The sequence below is a fragment of the Pseudomonas sp. JR33AA genome (assembly GCF_021378985.1).
GTDB lineage: Bacteria > Pseudomonadota > Gammaproteobacteria > Pseudomonadales > Pseudomonadaceae > Aquipseudomonas > Aquipseudomonas alloputida.
The window spans coordinates 319,023-339,254 of record NZ_JAJSAW010000003.1; the positions used below are offsets into that span (position 1 = coordinate 319,023).

The window sequence follows — 20,232 nt, forward strand, 5'->3', positions numbered from 1 at the left end:
CCGTTGGCTCATTGGCCTTGGCGGATGGCGTCCGCCGAGCCTTGACCATTGACCCTGCCCTTCAGCACGCTGCCGTTGCCGGATACCACGGGAGCCGGCCAGCGCATGCTTGCCCCCGGCAGCACATAGCCCAGCAGGCCTTCAGCCAGTGGCTTGCTCTGGGGGCCTTGCTGCACGACCACATCGGTCAGCCGCGCATGGACTGGGCCCGTGTTACGCAGTTCGATGTAGGGCTTGCCCTGCACCGTCACCGGGCGCCAACTGAGCTGCGGCTTGCCCACGCCCTCGACATTGCGTTTGCCGTCAGGGTCAGCCTTGCCCCATAGCCCTTCGCCATAGACGAACAGCGGCACCGAATAGCGCATCTGCAAACGAATGGCCGCCGTGGCACCGGGCTCGGCCTTGTCGACCGGGATGGCGGACGGAATCTCGTCGATGATGATGCGGTAGGCCTGTTCCTGCCCGGCGGGTGAAGGGCCAGTACGGATCAGGCGGATCAGCTGCTTCTGCCCGGGTGCAATGTTGGCAACCGGCGGGCTGCCGATTATCTCGCGCTGCGCCTGAAACTGCTCCTGGTAATCGTCCTGGCGCCAGGCGAATACCCGCACCTGCAGGTTTGCCGGCGCAGTGCCACGGTTTTCCAGCCACAACGCACCTGCCTTCTGGTCGGCCTCCAGCACCGGGTCGATCGGCCAGATCAGCACCGAAGTGGCCGCCCAGGCCGGCAGGCTTGCCAGCGACAACAATCCAGTCAATCCACGCGTCCACTTCGCGCCTGCCCGCATGCAACTCTCCTTAGACACTCATCATGGGTGGCGCTGGCCGTTCGTTACCAGGTCACCGTCACTTGCACCACATCGGTATAGGTCCCTGCCGGCAGCGTGCCGGTCAGCTGGACCCGCCCGTACACCGGTAGCTTGATCGCCGTCGGGTCGGAATAGCTCACCGCCACGCTCTGGCCGATTGCCAAGGCCTGGCTATAGGCGGCGTCCCGGTACAACTGGTAGGCCAGCACTTGCGTGCCGCTCGTGCGCTTCAGGTTGCGTGTGCCACTGGCGCTGTTTTGCCCGCCGTCCAGGCTCATGCTCATGGCCACGCCCGGCGTGCACTGGAACGTCACGGTAGAACCACCCAGCGATGTGCTGAGCAGCCCCGTGGACAGCGCCGACTGCGAGCCATAATCGAGCGTGCCGTAGCTGGTGACACCCCCCACCACCAGGCACCCGGCGACCACCTGCGCCGTTACCGTGAAGGTACTGGTGGTCACTGCCCCCAAGGGGGCGGCCAACAGCATGCTGACGCCAGTCAGGCTACCTGCCAGCCAGCGGCGCATGGGTCAGAACGACAACTCGACCGAGATTGTGTCGCTGTAGACCCCTGCGGGCAGGCCAGCCTTGCCGACGGCCTTGCCGTAAAGGTTGACGGTCTGGGCGGCGCCGGTACTGGTCGGCAGGGTGATAGTGCCGTCGACAGCCAGCAGCGCCGTTCGCCCAGAGTCGGTATAGAGGTCATACGGTACATAGTTGCCAGAACCATCGGCGAGCGCACGGGTGCCGCCGCTCGACTGGCCGTCATGCAGGCCGGCACGCACTTTGATCACGGGCACCGTACCCGCCGAGCACAGGATGCTCATGGCGCCACCTCCGCCCCCCAGCACCTGGGCGTTGGCGGTGACGAACAAGGCGTCCTGGGTACCGAAGTTCAAGGCACCGAAGTTAAGCCCCGACGTGCCCGACGTGCCATTGACCTGGCACGCTGAGATCAGCGTTAGGGTCGAGCTGATATTTCCCGTTACCGTGGCCGCCTGGGCCTGGGAAGCCAACGCCAGGCCCAAGCCTGCGAGGAAGCAGCATGAAAGGTTCGTTCGCATCGGAGTCTCCTTGCGTGGTTACCAGTCCAGGGTCACTCTGAGGGTGTCGCGGTAAAACCCGGCTGGCAGCGCACGCGGTTGCGCCACTACCACACCGTAGATGGGAATCGGTATTTTCTGGTTGCTGCCAATGATGAAAGCCCGCGCCTGGCCGACCCCGTAGCGGCTGTTACCGCCTGGGTCGACCGCCAGCTGATAAGGAATCAGTTCACGGCCGTTGCTCAGGCGGCGAATGCCATCCTCGCCATTGAGGCCGCCATTGATACGCACGTTGAAGGCCCGGACTTCAGGCGTGCAACTGATCTGCAGGCTGCCCTGACCGGCCACTTCCTCCACCTGGCTGCGCAACGGCTGGTCCCAGTTCGGACCGCGCTCGCCAAAGTCCAGCACGCCTGGGTCACCCAGCACGGCCGGTTGCGTCTCGTTGCTACTGATCTGGCAAGACGCGCTGATCACCAACCGCGCCTGGATGAAACCGGTGGTGCTGCCATGCACCGCACCACCAGGGATCAGCAGTGGGCCAAGGGTGAGCAACAGGATTGACGTGCGGTTCATGGCATGGCGTCCTTGTGCATGGTGGCGTCCCTACCAGGTGACGGTGACTTTGAGCAGGTCGGCATAAACCCCTGCGGCCGGCACCCAGGCCAGTTTGTCGATACGTGCGTACAACGGTAATTCAACCGAACCACTGCCCGGCACACGCGCCGACTGGGCTACCCCCACCGCCAGAGGCTCACGCCAGGCGGCGTCACGGTACAAGCGATAAGGTATGGGCCGCGCCAAGCGGTCATGACTAGCCAGGTAGCGCAGTTCGCCGACGCCACCATGCTGGCCCCCATCGACACGCACCTGATAGGGCGTATCCGGGTTGCACTCCAGGCGCGGCGGGCGCTGACTCAGCAGCACACCGCTCAAGGGCGCGCCAGGGCCATCCAGGCGCGCCGTGGCTCCCAGGTCGATACGTCCCAGGGCCTGGGCTCCCGCATCGCGGGTCTGGTTGACCAGCATGCAGCCACGCTGCACCAGTACCCGCACTTCCACGAGAAAATCCGCAGCCACGGTACTGCCGCTGAACAACAGGCCGAACAGCACGGCCAGCATGCGCTCCGTCACCTTGTTATCCCTATCGAAACGTCTTGAACTGAGCGTAGCAGTGAGGCGGCACAGTCGATGTGGCACAAAGCCATTTTTTTGTATTAGCGACAAAGCGATACCGTGGCATCAAAAAAAGCCTGTACCGCACAGAACCCGTGGCCAACCCGTGCCTCCAATGGCCAGGAGCCGATAAATGTACCGGGATTCTGGTAGGGTGAATCGTACTCGTCCTGCGCCCGACACCTGCGCCGTAAACGGATGGACATGACAGGAGCTTTTTCAATCATGACTGCAGACAACTCGCTGGCAGAAGCCATGGAGCGCTGTGCCCAGGAGCCGATCCAGGTTCCGGGCAGCATCCAGCCTCACGGCTTTCTGCTGGTGCTGGATGCCACCGACCTGTGCGTGCTGCAGGCCAGTGAAAATGTCGAGCACTGGTTGGGCTTGCCAGCCCGTGAACTGATCGGTTGCCACTTCGCCGACCTGGTTCATGAGGGCTTTGACCTGCACGCGCACCTCTCACGGCTTCCCGAAGATGAAGTCTTCCCGTTCCACATTGGCGACGTGCGCTTGCGCCAGGGCGCACACATCAGTGCCCCGCTGCACGTGCTGGTCCATTGCTACGATCAGGTACTGATTGCCGAGTTCGAACCGCCCCGCCTGCCAACAGACCTGGTCGAACAAGGTGACTATTACCCATTGGTGCGCAGCTTTGTCGCCAGTCTGCAGATGGCCAGTAGTATCGAAGACCTGCTGCAGCAAACGGTGTTGCAGCTCAAGCGCATCACCGGCTTTGGGCGGGTCAAGGCGTACCGTTTCGATGCCGAAGGCAACGGCCAGGTGCTGGCCGAGGTGGCCGACCCGGGCTACCCCAGCTACGCGGGCCTGTGCTTTCCGGCTGCAGACATCCCGCGCCAGGCGCGCGAGCTGTACCGGGTCAACCGTATCCGCGTGATCGAAGATGCCAACTATCAGCCCTCGCCCCTGCTGCCCGCTACCAACCCGCGCACCGGCAAGCCGCTGGACTTGAGTTTCGCTGTGCTGCGCAGCGTGTCACCCGTGCACCTGCAGTACATGCGCAACATGGGCACGCTGGCCTCGATGTCGCTGTCGATCGTGGTCGACGGCCAGTTGTGGGGGCTGATTTCCTGCCACCATCAGCAGCCACGCCCGGTGGACCTGCGCACCCGCACGGCCTGCGAGCTGTTGGCCAGCGTACTGTCGTTGCAGATAGAGTCCCGCGAGGCCCATGCCAGCACGCGCAAGCTGTTGGCGCTGCGCCAACACATCGTACGCATGATCTCGTCCATGGCCGACCACGACAGCGTCAGTGACGGCTTGCGCAACCTGCCTGGCGTGCTGCTGGCCTTTGCCGACGCCCAGGGTGCGGCAGTGATCTCGGCCGAGCGCTGTGACCTGATCGGCCAGACCCCGCCTGAGGCTCAGGTGACGGCGCTGGTGCACTGGCTGGGCCAACGGGACGAAGACAGCGTGTTCCATAGCGACAACCTGCGCCGCGACATCACTGAGCTACCCGAGCTGGCAAACCATGCTGGCGGGGTGCTGGCAGTGGCCATCTCGCAGATTCATTCGCACTACCTGCTGTGGTTCCGCCCCGAGCAGATACGCACGGTCAACTGGGCCGGCCAGCCGACCAAGCAGGTCGGGCCACAGGGCAACCTCGACCCGCGGCACAGTTTTGAACGCTGGCAGGAAGAACAGCGCGACTATTGTCAGGCGTGGGACCCGCTGGTGATCGAGGGCGTGATGGAGCTGCGCACCGCGGTACTGGGCATTGTCCTGCGCAAGGCCGAAGAGCTGGCACAACTGGCTGGCGAATTGCGCCGTTCCAACAAGGAGCTCGAAGCGTTTTCCTACAGTGTTTCCCACGACCTGCGCGCACCGCTGCGGCACATCGCCGGCTATACCGAACTGCTTGGCGAAATCGAAGGCCAGGGCCTGAGCGAACGCGGCAAGCGCTTCCTGCAGCATATCGGTGAAGCAGCGCACTTTGCCGGCAGCCTGGTCGACAACCTGCTCAACTTCTCGCAGATGGGCCGCTCGGCCTTGCGCCTGTCCGACGTCGACCTCAACGCCCTGGTCGAGGCCATTCGCAGCGAGCTGGCCCCCGATTACGAAGGCCGCGCAATCGTTTGGGACATCGCCCCGCTGCCCAAGGTGATCGGCGACCCGGCATTCATCAACATGGCCTTGCACAACCTGATAGCCAATGCCATCAAGTACACTCGCGGCCGTACCCCTGCTCGCATCGAGATCAGTGCCGTACAGCACCCTGACGAAACCGAGGTCTGCATCCGCGACAATGGCGTGGGCTTCGACATGGCCTACGCCAACAAGCTGTTCGGCGTCTTTCAGCGCCTGCACCGCATGGAGGATTTCGAAGGCACCGGCATTGGCCTGGCAAGCGTACGCCGCATCATCGAGCGCCATGACGGTCGAGTCTGGGCCACTGGCCAGATCGACCAGGGCGCCAGCTTCCACTTCACCCTACCCCGTAACACTGTTACCTGAGGCACCGCCACCATCATGCTCAAGCCCATTCTACTGGTCGAAGACAATCCCCGAGACCTGGAGCTGACCCTACTGGCCCTGGAACGCAGCCAGTTGGCCAACGAGGTCATCGTGCTGCGTGACGGCGCCGATGCGCTCGACTACTTGCTGCGCCGCAACGCCTATGCCAAACGCGATGACGGCAACCCTGCCGTGCTGTTGCTCGACCTGAAACTGCCCAAGGTCGACGGCCTGGAAGTGCTCAAGGAAGTGCGCGCCACTGCCGAACTGCGCAGCATCCCCACCGTGATGCTGACCTCTTCGCGCGAAGAGCCCGACCTGTTGCGTGCCTACGAGCTGGGGGTAAACGCCTATGTGGTCAAACCCGTGGAGTTCAAGGAATTCGTCACCGCCATCTCTGACCTCGGGGTATTCTGGGCAGTGCTCAACGAACCACCACCCGGCTCACTGCGACTGAACCGTCGCGGTAGCAACTGAGGCCGCCGCGACGATGCAGCAAACGCCGTTGAAAATACTGATGGTCGAAGACAGCTCGATGGACGCCGAGCTCACCCTGATGCGCCTGGAGCGCAGCGGGCTGCATGTTGAGGCACAGCTGGTGTTTGACCATGCGGGTGTCGAACATGCCCTGCGCGAGGCCCGCTACGACCTGATCTTGTGTGACTGCGTGCTACCAGGCTCGTCCGGCACCGAAGTGCTGGCCATCGCCCAACGCCTGGCACCCGACACCCCGTTCATATTCCTGTCCGGCATTTATGGCGAAGAGCACGCGGTGGAAATGATCCGCCTGGGCGCGACCGACTATGTGCTGAAGAAGAACCTGCCCCTGCTGCCCAAAGCCGTGCGCCGAGCCCTGAGCGAAGTGCAGGAACGTCAGCGCCGTCGCCGCGCCGAAGAGGCCTTGGCGGACGTCGAAGCACGTGCTCGCATTGCCATCGACGCCGCCGGCATGGGCACCTGGGACCTGCGTCCGCAAGAGGGCCTGTTGCTGTGGGATGACCGCTGCAAGACCTTGTTCGGCGTGCCCACCAGCACCGAAATGAACCTTGAAGTGTTTTACGCCGGCATCTACCCCGATGACCTGCCACTGGTGCGCCAGGCAGTGGAACATGCCATGCGCCCGGAAAGCGGCGGTCATTACCGCGTGGAATTTCGGATTGCGCAACCCAATGGCCTGGAGCCCCGCTGGTTGCTGAGCAGCGGCCAGAGCCAGTTCGTCGGTGATCAGTGCGTTCGCTTCTCAGGTGTACTGCAGGACATTCACGCGCAACGCCAGGCCACCCAGGCGCTGCGTCAGCTGAACGAGATGCTCGGCGAGCGGGTCGAGCGACGTACCCGCGAACGCGATCGTGCCTGGGAGCTGTCGCAAGATTTGCTGGCAGTGCTGAACAAAGACCTGACCCCGGTCGCACTGAACCCTGCCTGGGAAGCCAGCCTGGGCTTCTCACGCGAACGCCTGAGCCAGTCCTCCTTGCTGCACCTGCTGCCTGAGCACGATCAGGAACAGTTACTCACCGAACTGGCCGCCCTCTCCCACGGCCGCACCAGCGTACGCTTCGTCGGTCGCATCCTGCATGCCGGCGGCCAACAGCGCTGGCTGTCGTGGGTGGTGGTGCCGGAGGACACCCTGCTGTACGTGGTGGCACGCGACATCACCAGCGAGCGCGAAGCCGCCCTGGGGCTGGCAGATGCCAACGCCCGGCTGCGTGAACAGATCAACGAGCGTGAGCGCATCGAAGCCGCTCTGCAGCAGATGCAGCGGCTGGAAGCGGTTGGGCAACTGACGGCTGGCGTGGCGCATGACTTCAATAACCTGCTGACGGTGATACTCACCGGTGCCAGCTTTCTGGAGCGCGATCTGGCCAAGGCCGACCTGGACAAGGCCCGCACTCGCCTCACCCATATCCGCGAAGCGGGCGAGCGTGGTGCCAAGCTGACCTCGCAGTTGCTGGCCTTCTCCCGCCGCCAGCGTCTGGAGCCGGTGCCGCTGAACCTCAACCGTACCCTGGCCGGCCTGGAAGAGCTGCTGCGCCGCACGCTGGGTGGCAATGTCTCGGTGCGCCTGGACCTGGACCTGGCCCTGTGGCAGGCACTGACCGATCCCACCCAGACCGAGATGATCATCCTCAACCTGGCGATCAATGCCCGCGATGCCATGCCCGACGGCGGCCAGCTGACCCTGACAACGCGCAACACCCATATCGATACGCGCCCGCAACGTCCGGAAGACCCGGACCCGGGCGAGTACGTGATGCTGAGCATCCGCGATACCGGTTGCGGCATGAGCGAAGACGTGCTGGCCAAGGTATTCGAGCCTTTCTTTACCACCAAGGACATCGGCAAAGGTTCGGGCCTGGGCCTGGCCCAGGTGTTCGGCTTTGCCAAGCAGTCCGGTGGCGGCGTGCGCATCGACACCACACTCGGTCGCGGTACCGAGGTGGCGGTATACCTGCCGGCGGTAAAAGAGGAGATGGTGAACGAGCCCGCAGCAGCTGTGCTCAGTCAGCCGATCAGCGAAAGCGGCCATAACCGCACGGTGCTGCTGGTGGACGACGACCATCTGGTGCGCGACATGCTTGGCGATGTGTTACGCCAATACGGCTACCAGGTGCGCCAGGCGCACAGCGGCGAGCAGGCATTGGCATTGCTGGATGACGATATTGACCTGCTGCTGACCGATTTCGCCATGCCCGAGTTCAATGGTGCACAACTGGCGCTGGCTGCCCGTGAACGCTACCCCCGCGTGCCGGTGGTGTTTCTTACCGGTTATGCGGAGTTGCAGGGGCTGGAACTGCCAGGCAGCCTGGTGATCCAGAAGCCGGTGCAGGCTGATGAACTGGCCAGGGCGCTGAATGAAATGCTGGGGATGTCCGGATAACCCGGTACGGCACGACCCGCGCTCAGGCGCGGAGGCGCGCCAAAGCACACAAACGCGAAAACCCAGTGCTCGTCTTTACTGGCACCGAGTGAAATACGTTTTAATCTGGAAAATGGCAGGGGCGGCTGGATTCGAACCAACGCATGGCAGGATCAAAACCTGCTGCCTTACCGCTTGGCGACGCCCCTGTATCGGATGCAGCGTTTGCTGCTCTGACAATTCCAACTGAGTGACAACTGGGTTGTTGTCTTGGAATGCGCGGCACTTTAACAACAAACTTTCGGTCTGTGAACCCCCCTGATAAAAAAAATTACCGAAAAACAGCGGGTTAGTCATTTCGGCGCTGGCGCATCGACCGTCCGTCGGTTTCCGCCCGCCTCGCTTCAACACAATCGCATTCCGCACTTCCAATCAGATAAGCCCATCGCATTGACCAAGGAGGACTCCATGCCTGTCTCTCACGACCTCTATCAGGACCTGCACTACCCGCGCGAAATCGTCCAGCAGCGCCGCCAGCAGGACAAGGCGCTGGACCGCCTGCTGGACGAGTACATGGACATCGACAACCAGGTGCTGGCTGCCGAATCGATTTCGGCCGGGAACTTCGTCGACGAAGACCTGCGCCACCTCAAGGAACGTCGCCTGGCGGTGAAGTACATGATCGAGCGCCAGCTGGAGCGAAAGGCGTAACCCGTGATCGCGCAACAGGCGGCAAGACCTATCGCAAGAAGTGATGATTGTTCGGCACTTTCTCTATTAGTCAAAATGGCCGCTCTCGGGCAAGCTGCAGGCTACCCCCGCCATCGCCCAAGGAGCGTCGCTTTTGTCTGCCTGGATCCCTACCCCGCTGCGCCAGCTTGGCCAACGCTGGCGCGGCGCCGCCAATCAACAGAGCGAGCTGCTCGGCTGGTTCGAGGACAAGGCGCAAAGCCGCGGTTATCAGCTGAGTGACGGCCAGCGGCGGGTCATCCACTGCATGGCCGAACAACTGACGCAGCTTGAACAAGGTCAACCGCGCAGTCTTTACCTGTACGGCTCGGTCGGCCGTGGTAAAAGCTGGCTGCTCGATGGCTTTTTCCAGGCCGTGCCAATAGCCGCCAAGCTGCGCCTGCATTTTCATGATTTCTTTGCACGCCTGCACCAGGGTATGCACCGCCACCGGGCGCTTGACGACGCGCTGGGCGCAACGCTGGACGAGCTGGTGGGGGGGTGCCGGGTACTGTGCTTCGACGAATTCCACGTGCATGACATAGGCGATGCCATGCTGCTCACCCGGCTGTTCAACGCCTTGTTCGCCCGTGGCGTGTACCTGTTGGTGACCTCTAACTATGCGCCCGAAGGGCTGTTGCCCAACCCGCTGTATCACGAGCGCTTTTTGCCGGTCATTCGTCTGATCAACAGCTCGATGCAAGTGCTCGAAGTCGGTGGTGACACTGATTTTCGCAGCTTGCCGGCCAACCGCGAGCATCAGCGATTTACCCAGGGTCATTATGTCTGGCCGGGTAATGCGGCGCAGCGCCAGGCGCTGAATGTGCCGAACGAACAACCGGTGATACTGGACGTGAACAAGCGCCCGCTACGGGCGCTGGCGATCGATGGCCGTCGGGTGGTGCTTGGCTTTGACGATCTGTGCGAGAAGGCCACCGCAGTCATCGACTACCTGGTGCTGGCCAGGGAGTATGACGAGTGGGTCATCGATGGGCTGGATGACCTTTCCGCGTGTTCGCTGGCGGCTCAGCAGCGCTTCGTCAACCTGGTGGATGTGCTGTATGACCAGGATCGGCGGGTGGTTGTCATAGGCAAACGTCCGCTGGAAGAGAGCCTGGGCGGCCCGCTGGCCGACCTGATGCGTACCCGCAGCCGGTTGAGGCAACTGCACCAGATTGCTCCCTAAGAGTGCAGTGCCTGAGCCGGCCCCTTCGCGGAAACCCGCTCCTACGAACCACCGGCCTGTGTAGGAACGGGTTTACCTGCGAATACGGTAGCGCAGCAACGGTGATCGGCGGGTGGAAATTGGCCAGCAGGGCCGGCCCATTCGCGGGTTAACCCGCTCCTACGAACCACCGATGCCTGTGTAGGAACGGGTTTACCCGCGAATACGGTAGCGCAGCAACGGTGATCGGCGGGTGGAAATTGGCCAGCAGGGCCGGCCCATTCGCGGGTTAACCCGCTCCTGCGAACCACCGATGCCTGTGTAGGAGCGGGTTTACCCGCGAATACTGTAGCGCAGCAACGGTGATCGGCGGGTGGAAATTGGCCAGCAGGGCCGGCCCTTCCCCAGGTGAACCACCGACGCGCGTCCGGCGTAGGCGCTTCGCCCGCGAAGGGGCCATCGAGGTCAAACCGTCAACCCGCCCTGGGCAAATCCGCCAGCACCGCTTCGATCTCTCCCAGCACTGCCGGGTCATCCAGGGTCGAAGGCGGCACATAATCCTGCCCATCGGCAATCTTGCGCAGCACCGCCCGCAGAATCTTGCCGGAACGGGTCTTGGGCAAGCGCTTCACCAGCCGTACCCGGTTGAAACAGGCCAGCGGGCCAATTTCCTCGCGCACACTGCCCACCAGTTCCACCAGCAACTGCGCCTCGGCAATGCCCTCGCCATCCTTGAGTACTACCAGCGCCAACGGTACCTGGCCCTTGATCTCGTCATGCACGCCGATCACGGCACATTCCGCTACCGCCGGGTGGCGGGCGACCAGGTCTTCCATTTCGCCGGTAGACAAACGATGACCGGAAACGTTGATCACATCATCGGTGCGCCCCATGATGTAGACGAAACCATCATCGTCCAGATAGCCGCCATCGCCCGTGTGGTAGTACCCCGGATACGTGCGCAGGTAGGCCTGCAGGTAGCGCTCGTGATCCCCCCACAGCGTCTGGCTGCAGCCGGGGGGCAGTGGCAGGGCAATCACGATCGAACCCTGATGGTTGGCCCCGAGCAAGTGGCCTTCGTCATCCAGTACACGAACGTTGTAGCCCGGCACCGCGCGGTTGCTCGAACCTGGCTTCGCCGCGCTGCCCTCCAGCCCGACGCAAGGCGCGGTGACCGGCCAGCCGGTCTCGGTCTGCCACCAGTGGTCGTGCACCGGCTTGCCACTCACTCGCTCCAGCCATTCATGGGTGCTGGAATCCAGCTTTTCACCCGCCAGGAACAGCTGACGCAGCGAGCGGAGGTCATGCTTGCGAATCAGTTCGCCCTCCGGGTCTTCCTTACGGATGGCGCGCATGGCCGTAGGTGCACAGAACAGCGCGTTGACCTGGTATTGCTCCACCACCCGCCAATAGGCCGAAGCATCCGGGGTGCGGATCGGCTTGCCTTCGTAGAACACCGTGGTACAACCGCTCATCAACGGCCCATAGACGATCAGTGAATGGCCAACCACCCAACCGACGTCGGAAATGCCCCACCACACATCGCCGGCCTGCATGCCATAGATATGGCGCATGGCGTAACACAGCGCGACGGCATTGCCGCCGTTTTCCCGGACGATACCCTTGGGTTTACCGGTGGTGCCTGAGGTATACATGATGTACAGCGGGTCGCCGGCATCCAGCTCGACGGGCGCCACCGGCTCGGCACCGGCCAAGGCCGCCCGCCAGTCCAGGTCGCGGCCTGGCAGCAGTTCTGCGTGCGCCTGCGGCCGCTGCAGCACCAGCACATTGCGCGGCTGGTGCCGGGCCAGTTGCAGGGCACGATCAACCAGCGGTTTGTAAGCAATGACCCGGTCGAACTCCAGCCCGCACGAGGCCGTCAGCAACAAGGTGGGCCGGGCGTCATCGATGCGCAGGGCCAACTCGTTGGCGGCAAAGCCACCGAACACGACCGAATGCACCGCGCCGATCCGCGCGCAGGCCAGCATCGCCATGGCCGCTTGCGGCACCATGGGCATGTAGATGATCACGCCATCGCCCTTGCTCACACCCAACTGACGCAGCAAACCGGCCAGGCGTGCTACTTCATCGCGCAACTGGTTGTAGGTGTAGGTCTGCTGCACACCGGTCACTGGCGAATCGTAGATCAGCGCCAACTGCTCGCCCCGGCCCTGCTCGATCTGGTGATCGAGGGCCAGGTAACAGCTGTTGAGGCGGCCATCAGCGAACCAGCGGTGGGTGCCGTCGGCGTTATCTTGCAGGGTCAAGGCAGGCTTGCGGTGCCAGGCCAGGTGTGCGGCCTGTTCCGCCCAGAAAGCGGCAGGGTCGGAAATGGAATGGGCGTAGCTGTGCTGGTAGCTCATGTCGTAAGAAACCCGGTACTTGTTGTTATTGAAGGGCGAAACTTGAGTATGGACCGCTATGCCCACGCCGCCATGGGACTAAAGTCACAACCGACCTGCAAATTTGCAGACAACGCAATAACGCCTCATAACGGTGCAAAGCCTCTAGAATAGGCCACCCCTTCAACCACCGAGCAGCCCATGGACATCGAGCAGGCCCGTACCTTCCTGGAAATTGTGCGTAGCGGCAGCCTGGTCGCCGCCGCCGAACGCCTGTTCGTGTCACAAACCGCGATCACCGCGCGCGTACAGCGCCTGGAACAGCAACTGGGTTGCCAGCTGTTCGTGCGCAGCCGCAGCGGCGCCAGCCTGACCAGCGATGGCGAAGCGTTCGTCAGCTATGCCAACCAGTTGGTGCAAACCTGGGAAGCCGCGCGCCGCGACCTGCCGTTGCCTGAAGGTTGCCAGCAGGTGCTGCATGTGGGCGGTGAGGTGAGCCTGGGCAACCCGATGATGCTCGACTGGGTAAGTGCCTTGCACCGCGAACTGCCCAGCCATGCCATCCGCAGCGAGGTCAGCGATGGCGAGTCGCTGCTGCGCAAGGTCGAGATGGGCTTGCTGGACGCCGCGCTGGTCTACCAGCCGACCTACGGCCCAGGCTTGCAGGTGGAGCAGTTGATGGAGGAGAAGCTGATTCGCGTGCGCCGGGTGGATCGGCCCGAGCCCTACATCTACATCGACTGGGGCGAGGCCTTCCGACGCCAGCATGATGCGGCCCTGCCCGACTGCGCGCGCCCGGCGCTAAGCTTCAACCTTGGCCCGCTAGCCCTGCAGTTCATACTCGACCAAGGTGGCAGCGGCTACTTCCGTACGCGGGTGGTGCAGGCCTATCTGGACAGCGGCGTGTTCGAGCGGGTACCGCAGGCACCGGAGTTCACCTATCCGACCTTTCTGGTGTACCCGCGTAAACGTGACAGCGAAGCCCTGCAACAGGCCTTCGCGGTCCTGCGCCGGCTGGTCGCTGCCGGTGCCAGCGACTGGTCACAACGCTGGGACCCGCTTATCTGAAGCCTCAGTCTTGCTGAGCAAGTGACGCTTGAGGCCGGCGATCAGGTCGGTCTGGGTGATCACCCCCACCAGCTTGTCGGCATCAAGCACCGGCAAGCAGTGCAGGCCTTGTTCGCACAACAATGGCAGCAGGCGTTCCAACGGGTGCTGGCTGCTGACACTGACAACCCGCCTGCTCATCACTTGCGCCATGCGCACCGCCTGGCGGCCGAACAGGTTGCGCCAGCTGAAACGGCCACGCTGCATGGCCGGGCCAACCAGGTCGCTGAGGCTGACGATGCCTACAAGCTTGCCGTGCTGCAGTACAGGCAGGGTTTTCAGGTGATGGCTGGCGAGCATTTTCCAGGCCTGCTCCAGCGTGGTATCAGGCGTGACGAACTGCACATCGCGGGACATCACCGAGGCCGCGGTGATACCGCCAAGGCTGCGCTGCAGGGCGTGCTGCTCGGTGGCGAGGATGATGCGCTCCAGCTCGTCACGAGTGACGTCGACGAACTCGCCCAGCTCTTCCAGGGCCTGGTCCAGGTCTTCACTGCGGATGCCGACCCGCTCGCCGGGCAGCGGGTCATGGGTGTGGTGCAGGTCTTTACGCGGCACCGCGCCTTTCGGGTAGCGCACCCCCGTCAAACGGTTGTAGGCGATTGCCACTGTCACCAGGATCAGCGCATTGAGCAGCACCGGCTCCAGCAGGTGATCGCCCATGGCGGTCAACCCCGGGTCGGCCAGCACCGCGCTCACTGCCACACCGCCACCCGGCGGGTGCAGGCAGCGCAACAGGCACATGACCAGGATCGAGAGGCCGAGCGCCGCAGCAGCCACCCACAGCTCGGGACCGAAGCCTTCGCGCATGGCCAGCCCCACTGCACCCGCCAGGGCGTAGCTACCCAACACCGGCCAAGGCTGGGCCAAGGGACCGGAATGCACCGCAAACACCAGCACCGCTGAAGCAGCCAGCGGGCCGAGCAAGTGCAGGGCGATGCTGGGGCCAAAGGCCATGCTGGTCAGCCAGCCCGCGAGGAAAAGGCCCAGCAGCGCACCGATACCGGCACGCAACCATTCTTTTGGGGTGATGTTCAGGGGGGCCGGCAACAGCCGCTGCAGACGACTTTCGAAACGCGAGGCAGACATTTGGGCAATCGGAATCTTTGGTTTTTCTGTTTAAAAAGAAAGCCCAGCCGAGTTGGCCTGGGCCTCGTATTGCGCATGCAATATCACAAGGGGCTCCGTCCGTGGAGAGATGGAAACCGCAGGGTTTCGTGGGGGAATTTTGCCGGGTGGGGGCAATTTGGGCTAATTCAAAAAACTGCGGCTGTACTGCAATTTTTTTGCAGTACTGATAGAGCCAAAGGGGATTGCATACACCTGTCGGAGCGGCCTTGTGTCGCGATGGGCCGCACAGCGGCCCCGGCATTATGAGGCCTTGCGCGGCAGGTCGATGCTCACCCGCAGGCCGCCCAGCGGGCTCTCCAGCAAGGCCAGGTGCCCTCCCCAGGCATCAACGATATCGCGCACGATGCCCAACCCCAGCCCATGCCCGTCCATCTGCTCGTCCAGCCGCGAACCACGCTCCAGCACCTGTTGCCGCTGCCCTTGCGGAATACCTGGGCCATCGTCATCGACCCACAGCCGGTAGCCCTCGGCGTTCGCCACGATACCCAGGCGCACCTCGCTGTCTGCCCACTTGCAGGCGTTGTCCAGCAGATTACCCAACAGTTCCAGAACGTCCTCGCGGTCCCATGGCAACAACAGCCCGGGCGACACATCACTTGCCAGCAGCAGGCCCTCGCCATGAATCATGCCCAAGGTCCCGAGCAACCCTGGCAGTTCGGCATCACAATCGAACTGCGCGCCCGGCAGCGCATCCCCTGCCAGGCGCGCACGGTTCAGCTCGCGTGCCAGGCGCTCCTGAATCTGCTGCAACTGCTCACGCATTTGCGCGCGGACTTCCGGCAGACCCTGCAGGCGTTCACTGGAAGCCAGGCTCAGCAGCACCGCCAGCGGCGTCTTCAGCGCATGGCCGAGGTTACCGAGGGCATTGCGCGAGCGGCGCAGGCTGTCTTCGGTATGGTTAAGCAAGTGGTTGATCTGCCCCACCAGCGGTGCCAACTCGCTGGGCACCTCGGCATCCAGCTGCGAGCGCTGCCCCTGCTGCAGCTGGGCGATCTGCTGGCGGGCCCGCTCCAGCGGCCGCAGCGAGCGGGTAACCGTGATGCGCTGCAGCACCAGAATCAGGATCAGCGCCACCAGGCCCATGCCCAGGCCGATCTGCTGCAAGCGCCGGAAACCTTCGCGCACCGGTGAATAATCCTGGGCCACACTGATCGAAATGTCCTGGCCCAGGCGCCGGTAGTCGGCACGAAGGGCCAGCAGTTGCTGCCCTTCCGGGCCGAGTTCATGGCTATCGGAAAGCCCGGGCGCTGTGGGCTTGGGCATGTCCAGGTCCCACAGCGAGCGAGACCTCCAGGTACCCTGGTCGAGATCGATGCGGAAGTAGTAACCGGAAAATGGCCGCTGATAGGCAGCCGAAATGCGCCGCTCATCCAGCTGCAGGCCGGAAGGCCCACGCACCAATGCCACCAGCAGGTTCTCGCTTTCCTTGCGCAGGCCGTTTTCCAGATAACGTTGCAGGCCGGCTTCGAACAGCCACAAGGTCAGTTGCGCCAGCACCACGCCGACCACCACCAGTACCGCCACCAGGCCCAGGCTCAGGCGTGCCTGGATCGACTTCACTCGCCGCTCCCGGCATAGATGTAGCCTTGCCCGCGACGGGTTTCGATAACACTGCGGCCCAGCTTGCGGCGCAAATGGTTGACGTGGACCTCCAGCACGTTCGAGTCGCGCTCGGTTTCACCGTCGTAGAGGTGCTCGGCCAGGTGGCTTTTGGACAGGATCTGCTGCGGGTGCAGCATGAAGTAGCGCAGCAGGCGGAACTCGGCGGCAGTCAGTTGCACGTCCACACCATCGCGGCTCACGCACTGACGGCTTTCGTCAAGGTGCAGGCCGGCCGCTTCCAGCTTCGGCTGGTTGGCCAGGCCACGGGCGCGGCGCAGCAACGCCTGGATGCGCAGTTGCAGCTCTTCGGGGTGGAAGGGCTTGCTCAGGTAATCGTCAGCCCCGGCCTTCAGCCCTTCGATGCGCTCGGCCCAGGAACCGCGGGCGGTGAGGATCAATACCGGTGTGGCAAGACCAGCGGCGCGCCACTGGGCCAGCACGTCCAGGCCAGGCAAGCCGGGCAGGCCGAGGTCCAGGATGATCAGGTCATAAGGCTCGCTTTGCCCCTGGTAAACCGCGTCACGGCCATCAGCAAGCCAGTCCACCGCATAGCCCTGGCGCTGCAGGCCGGTGGTCAGTTCATCGGCCAGCGGTACGTTGTCCTCGACAAGCAACAGGCGCATTCAGTCATCTTCCTCGTCTTTGAGCAGGGCGCCGGTGCTGGCATCGAGCTTGATCTCGCGCACAACACCTTCAGTCGTCAGCAACTCGACTTCATATTCGAAGCGATCATCGTCTTCTTCCAGCTCGGCTTCCAGCAGACGCGCCCCGGGGTGACGCCCCAGGGCGGTCTCGAGCAGTTGTTCGAGCGGCAGGATGATGCCCTTCTGACGGAGCATCAAGGCTTCATCCTGGTCCAGGTCGCGGGCAACAGCCAGGGAGCAGACGGCCAGCAGCGAGAGCGTCAGGTAACGTGCCGTCCGGGATACAGGGATCATCAGTTGTCTCGTGCGTCCTTGAGTACCTCACCGGTCTTGGCATCCATGTCGACGTCCCATTCGACATTCTGCGCATCACGCAGCTCGACCTTGTAGATGTAGCGGCCGTACTCGTCTTCAAGTTCCGAGTCAGTGACGGTGGCGCCTGGGTGCTTGGCCACGGCAGCGGCCTTGAGCTCGTCCAGCGACTTGATGGTCTTGGCGTTGACCAGTTTCACCACTTCGTCAGGCTGAACATCCTTGGCGAAGGCGACATTGGCGCCCAGGGCGAGGGCAGCGGCGGTGATCAGGGCAGTCATGGTTTTCATCGTTTTTCTCTCCTGAGAACAGTGCAAGTTGTCTACGGGGTTAAGATTAACCAGCGGTCCTTAATTCAACCTGAAAACAGCTGGCGGCATGATAGCGCAGTTACGACGCCAACCCGACTCGGCCCCGTGCAAGGTGCGGCCTTGCGCTGCGAAAGGGCCAATACAGGCACCTACAGGTGTGTTATCTGTAACGGCCCCTTCGCAGCACAAGGCTGCTCCTATGCCCAAGAGACCCGCCATGAGCGCGATCCACATCAAATACCCCGCCCTCACCTTCAAGGCCGGCCAGCGTGCCTTGCGACACATCCGCGAGCGCGGCCTGCAGGCGGCTGATGTCGGGGTATTGCCGGGCGCGGCGGGTGGGCCGAAGCCGCTGGGCATCCAGGGCCTTGACCTGGCGCTGTTCGGCGAGTGGCTACCCGCAGCACCCCGTCAGCGTGCCCTGATCGGTGCTTCGATCGGGGCCTGGCGCTTCGCCAGCGCCTGCCTCGACGACCCGATCGCCGGCATCCGTCGCCTGGGCGAGCTATACACCGAGCAGGATTTCGCCAAGGGCGTCACCCCGGCCGAAATCAGCCGCAGCTGCCAACGCATGCTCGATGACCTGCTGGAGGGCCGCGACTGCCAGTTGCTGGCGAACCCGCATTACCACCTGAACATTCTGGTGGTAAAAACCCATGGCCAGCTCGCTCACGACCATCGCGGCCGCCTGGGCCTGGGGCTGGGCTCGGTGGTTGCCAGTAACCTCCTGGGCCGTTCGCGCCTGGCCCGCCACTTCGAGCGCATCATTCTGCACGATAGGCGCGCCGTTCCCCCGCTCGACACGCTGACCGACTTCCCCTCACGCTACCTGCCGCTGGACGTGACCAACCTGCGCCATGCCCTGCTCGCTTCCGGGTCGATACCGATGGTCATGCAGGGCGTGAAGGACATCCCCGGTGCCGGAGCCGGCACCTACCGCGACGGCGGCCTGCTCGACTATCACCTCGACCTGCCCTACCGCGGCGACGACCTGGTGCTGTACCCGCACTTCACCGACAAGGTCATACCCGGCTGGTTCGACAAGGCCCTGCCCTGGCGCAAGGGCGATGCCACCCGCCTGCAAAACGTGCTGCTGATGACGCCTTCGCCGCAATACCTGGCCGCCCTGCCCTACGGCAAGCTGCCCGACCGCAACGACTTCAAGCGTTTCATGGGCGATGCGCCAGGGCGCAAGCGCTATTGGTACAAGGCCATTGCCGAAAGCCAGCGCCTGGGTGATGAACTTCTGGAACTGACCGCCACCGGGCGGCTGCATGAACGCCTGCAAGCCTTGTAGCGGCCATGCTGGTAGACTGCGCGCATTATTGATTCACACAGAGTTATGACAGCGTGGAAATCTTCAAGGAATTCACTTTCGAATCGGCCCACCGCCTGCCCCACGTCCCTGAAGGGCACAAATGCGGCCGCTTGCATGGCCACTCGTTCAAGGTCGGCCTGCACCTGACCGGCCCGCTCGACCCGCACACGGGCTGGATCCGCGACTTCGCCGAGGTCAAGGCGATCTTCAAGCCGATCTATGATCAGCTGGACCACAACTACCTGAACGACATCCCCGGCCTGGAAAACCCCACCAGCGAAGTGATCGCCAAGTGGATCTGGGACCAGGTCAAGCCGCTGATGCCGGAGCTGTCCAAGGTTCGCATCCACGAAACCTGCACCAGCGGTTGCGAATACACCGGCGACTGATTCGCCGGCTCACTGGCCCTGCGCGCTGCTCATGGCATCGCGCAGGAAGCTGGGGGCGATGTAGCGCTGGTAGTGCGCCTCTGAAAGCAGGAAGAACTCGCGGTCGATCGCATCGCGCAATTGTGGCAGTTCCCAGTCACGAAACTCCGGCAGCAACGCCATGCCATAGGCCTCCAGGTCACGGATCATCCGCGCCCCGCGGGCAATCAGCTGGTAAGCCCAGCAATACGCCGACTGCTGCTCGACAAAGCGGATGGAGCGCTGCTCCAGTTGCTGGCGCAGCAGGCCTTTGTCGAACACCTCAAGCTTGGCCATCATCACCTGCACCAGCAGCTGCTCAAGGCGCAACCACACGGCGCGCTTCTGCGTGTCGTCGTAGCCGTTCCAGTTGATCACTTCGTGGTGAAAACGCTTGCAGCCACGGCACACCGTGTCTCCGTACACCGTGGAGCACAGGCCGACGCAAGGGGTTTTTATGGACTTGTTGGACATGAAAAACAACAGCTTGGCGATGGAACACAGGCCCATGTTAGCCCTTTGTCTAACCAGGGTCACTCGTTAAAGTCATGAACACCGCCTTACCTTCAGGCTTTTTTTGCCGTAGAATCATCCGGCCTTTTCAAAGGCAACAATGTCCGTTGGAAGCTGTTTTCAAAGCGTCACGAGCACAGTTGATCCGGTAGAACGGCGTTGGCCCGGGCCATGCATCCCTCGCATGCCCGCGCCAGCCCTCATCAGTCCCCGTTCTGCAGGCGTAAAACTTTGAAAGCAGCTTCTGTAAGGATTCCTTGCGACCCTGGTTGGGCGGCCCACAAAGCCGCGGCAGCG

20 protein-coding genes and 1 tRNA gene are annotated in these 20,232 nt (G+C 63.1%); 8 read left to right on the forward strand and 13 right to left on the reverse strand.

The window, feature by feature from the left end; translation table 11 throughout:
• Positions 1–8: 8 nt before the first annotated feature.
• From LVS58_RS07660 to LVS58_RS07680, 5 genes are read right to left on the reverse strand one after another with little or no spacing between them, the layout of a single operon-like run.
• Positions 9–785, reverse strand: a complete 777-nt coding sequence (locus tag LVS58_RS07660) for a fimbrial biogenesis chaperone (RefSeq protein ID WP_233690544.1) — start codon at positions 783–785, stop codon at positions 9–11.
• 44 nt (positions 786–829) lie between these two features.
• Entirely contained in the window at positions 830–1,333 is a 504-nt protein-coding gene (locus LVS58_RS07665) for a Csu type fimbrial protein (protein ID WP_233690545.1), read from the reverse strand.
• Positions 1,334–1,336: 3 nt separating this feature from the next.
• Positions 1,337–1,870 (reverse strand): Csu type fimbrial protein, encoded by a 534-nt coding sequence (locus LVS58_RS07670; protein ID WP_233690546.1) that lies wholly within the window; start codon positions 1,868–1,870, stop codon positions 1,337–1,339.
• A gap of 18 nt (positions 1,871–1,888) precedes the next feature.
• Positions 1,889–2,425 carry a Csu type fimbrial protein gene (locus LVS58_RS07675; RefSeq protein ID WP_233690547.1) on the reverse strand — a complete coding sequence of 179 codons (537 nt, stop codon included), beginning with the start codon at positions 2,423–2,425 and terminating at the stop codon, positions 1,889–1,891.
• A gap of 30 nt (positions 2,426–2,455) precedes the next feature.
• Positions 2,456–2,983 (reverse strand): Csu type fimbrial protein, encoded by a 528-nt coding sequence (locus tag LVS58_RS07680; protein ID WP_233690548.1) that lies wholly within the window; start codon positions 2,981–2,983, stop codon positions 2,456–2,458.
• 267 nt (positions 2,984–3,250) lie between these two features.
• On the opposite strand from LVS58_RS07680, the gene LVS58_RS07685 reads away from it, so the two are divergent.
• From LVS58_RS07685 to LVS58_RS07695, 3 genes are read left to right on the forward strand one after another with little or no spacing between them, the layout of a single operon-like run.
• Positions 3,251–5,497 (forward strand): ATP-binding protein, encoded by a 2,247-nt coding sequence (locus tag LVS58_RS07685; protein ID WP_233690549.1) that lies wholly within the window; start codon positions 3,251–3,253, stop codon positions 5,495–5,497.
• A 15-nt stretch (positions 5,498–5,512) separates the two neighbouring features.
• Positions 5,513–5,974, forward strand: coding sequence for a response regulator (locus LVS58_RS07690; protein ID WP_020191520.1), 462 nt, complete (start codon positions 5,513–5,515; stop codon positions 5,972–5,974).
• A gap of 13 nt (positions 5,975–5,987) precedes the next feature.
• Complete coding sequence (locus LVS58_RS07695) at positions 5,988–8,375, forward strand: hybrid sensor histidine kinase/response regulator (RefSeq protein WP_233690550.1); 2,388 nt, start codon at positions 5,988–5,990, stop codon at positions 8,373–8,375.
• Between the two features lie 113 nt (positions 8,376–8,488).
• Here the strand turns inward: LVS58_RS07695 and LVS58_RS07700 are convergent.
• Positions 8,489–8,563: transfer RNA gene (locus LVS58_RS07700), tRNA-Gln, on the reverse strand.
• A gap of 259 nt (positions 8,564–8,822) precedes the next feature.
• Between LVS58_RS07700 and LVS58_RS07705 the strand changes: the two genes are divergently transcribed.
• Both LVS58_RS07705 and zapE read left to right on the forward strand, forming a co-directional pair.
• Entirely contained in the window at positions 8,823–9,065 is a 243-nt protein-coding gene (locus LVS58_RS07705; protein WP_012271609.1) for a hypothetical protein, read from the forward strand.
• Between the two features lie 133 nt (positions 9,066–9,198).
• Positions 9,199–10,269: a cell division protein ZapE gene (zapE, locus tag LVS58_RS07710; RefSeq protein WP_233690551.1), complete on the forward strand. Its 1,071-nt coding sequence runs from the start codon at positions 9,199–9,201 to the stop codon at positions 10,267–10,269.
• Between the two features lie 452 nt (positions 10,270–10,721).
• Here the strand turns inward: zapE and LVS58_RS07715 are convergent, their stop codons facing one another.
• Positions 10,722–12,611 carry a propionyl-CoA synthetase gene (locus LVS58_RS07715; RefSeq protein WP_233690552.1) on the reverse strand — a complete coding sequence of 630 codons (1,890 nt, stop codon included), beginning with the start codon at positions 12,609–12,611 and terminating at the stop codon, positions 10,722–10,724.
• 180 nt (positions 12,612–12,791) lie between these two features.
• Here LVS58_RS07715 and LVS58_RS07720 point away from each other — a divergent pair, with 180 nt between their 5' ends.
• Positions 12,792–13,658: a LysR family transcriptional regulator gene (locus LVS58_RS07720; RefSeq protein ID WP_233690553.1), complete on the forward strand. Its 867-nt coding sequence runs from the start codon at positions 12,792–12,794 to the stop codon at positions 13,656–13,658.
• On the opposite strand, the gene LVS58_RS07725 is transcribed toward LVS58_RS07720, so the two are convergent.
• The 5 genes from LVS58_RS07725 to LVS58_RS07745 form a co-directional block, all read right to left on the reverse strand.
• A complete protein-coding gene (locus LVS58_RS07725; protein WP_233690554.1) occupies positions 13,632–14,786 on the reverse strand; it encodes an HPP family protein in 1,155 nt (384 codons plus the stop codon). The genes LVS58_RS07720 and LVS58_RS07725 overlap by 27 nt on opposite strands.
• A gap of 282 nt (positions 14,787–15,068) precedes the next feature.
• Complete coding sequence (locus LVS58_RS07730) at positions 15,069–16,388, reverse strand: ATP-binding protein (RefSeq protein WP_233690555.1); 1,320 nt, start codon at positions 16,386–16,388, stop codon at positions 15,069–15,071.
• Positions 16,385–17,053, reverse strand: coding sequence for a response regulator transcription factor (locus LVS58_RS07735; protein WP_014591651.1), 669 nt, complete (start codon positions 17,051–17,053; stop codon positions 16,385–16,387). The genes LVS58_RS07730 and LVS58_RS07735 overlap by 4 nt, the downstream gene beginning before the upstream one ends.
• The gene (locus LVS58_RS07740; RefSeq protein WP_233690556.1) at positions 17,054–17,368 is read right to left on the reverse strand and encodes a PepSY domain-containing protein; all 315 of its coding nucleotides are present in this window, start codon (positions 17,366–17,368) and stop codon (positions 17,054–17,056) included.
• Positions 17,368–17,676, reverse strand: a complete 309-nt coding sequence (locus tag LVS58_RS07745; protein WP_233690557.1) for a PepSY domain-containing protein — start codon at positions 17,674–17,676, stop codon at positions 17,368–17,370. The genes LVS58_RS07740 and LVS58_RS07745 overlap by 1 nt, the downstream gene beginning before the upstream one ends.
• Positions 17,677–17,914: 238 nt before the next feature.
• Between LVS58_RS07745 and LVS58_RS07750 the strand changes: the two genes are divergently transcribed.
• Positions 17,915–18,994 (forward strand): patatin-like phospholipase family protein, encoded by a 1,080-nt coding sequence (locus LVS58_RS07750; protein WP_233690558.1) that lies wholly within the window; start codon positions 17,915–17,917, stop codon positions 18,992–18,994.
• A 53-nt stretch (positions 18,995–19,047) separates the two neighbouring features.
• Positions 19,048–19,404, forward strand: a complete 357-nt coding sequence (gene queD / locus LVS58_RS07755) for a 6-carboxytetrahydropterin synthase QueD (protein ID WP_003250327.1) — start codon at positions 19,048–19,050, stop codon at positions 19,402–19,404.
• Between the two features lie 9 nt (positions 19,405–19,413).
• On the opposite strand, the gene LVS58_RS07760 is transcribed toward queD, so the two are convergent.
• A complete protein-coding gene (locus LVS58_RS07760; protein WP_233690616.1) occupies positions 19,414–19,896 on the reverse strand; it encodes a DUF1289 domain-containing protein in 483 nt (160 codons plus the stop codon).
• Positions 19,897–20,232 lie beyond the last annotated feature (336 nt).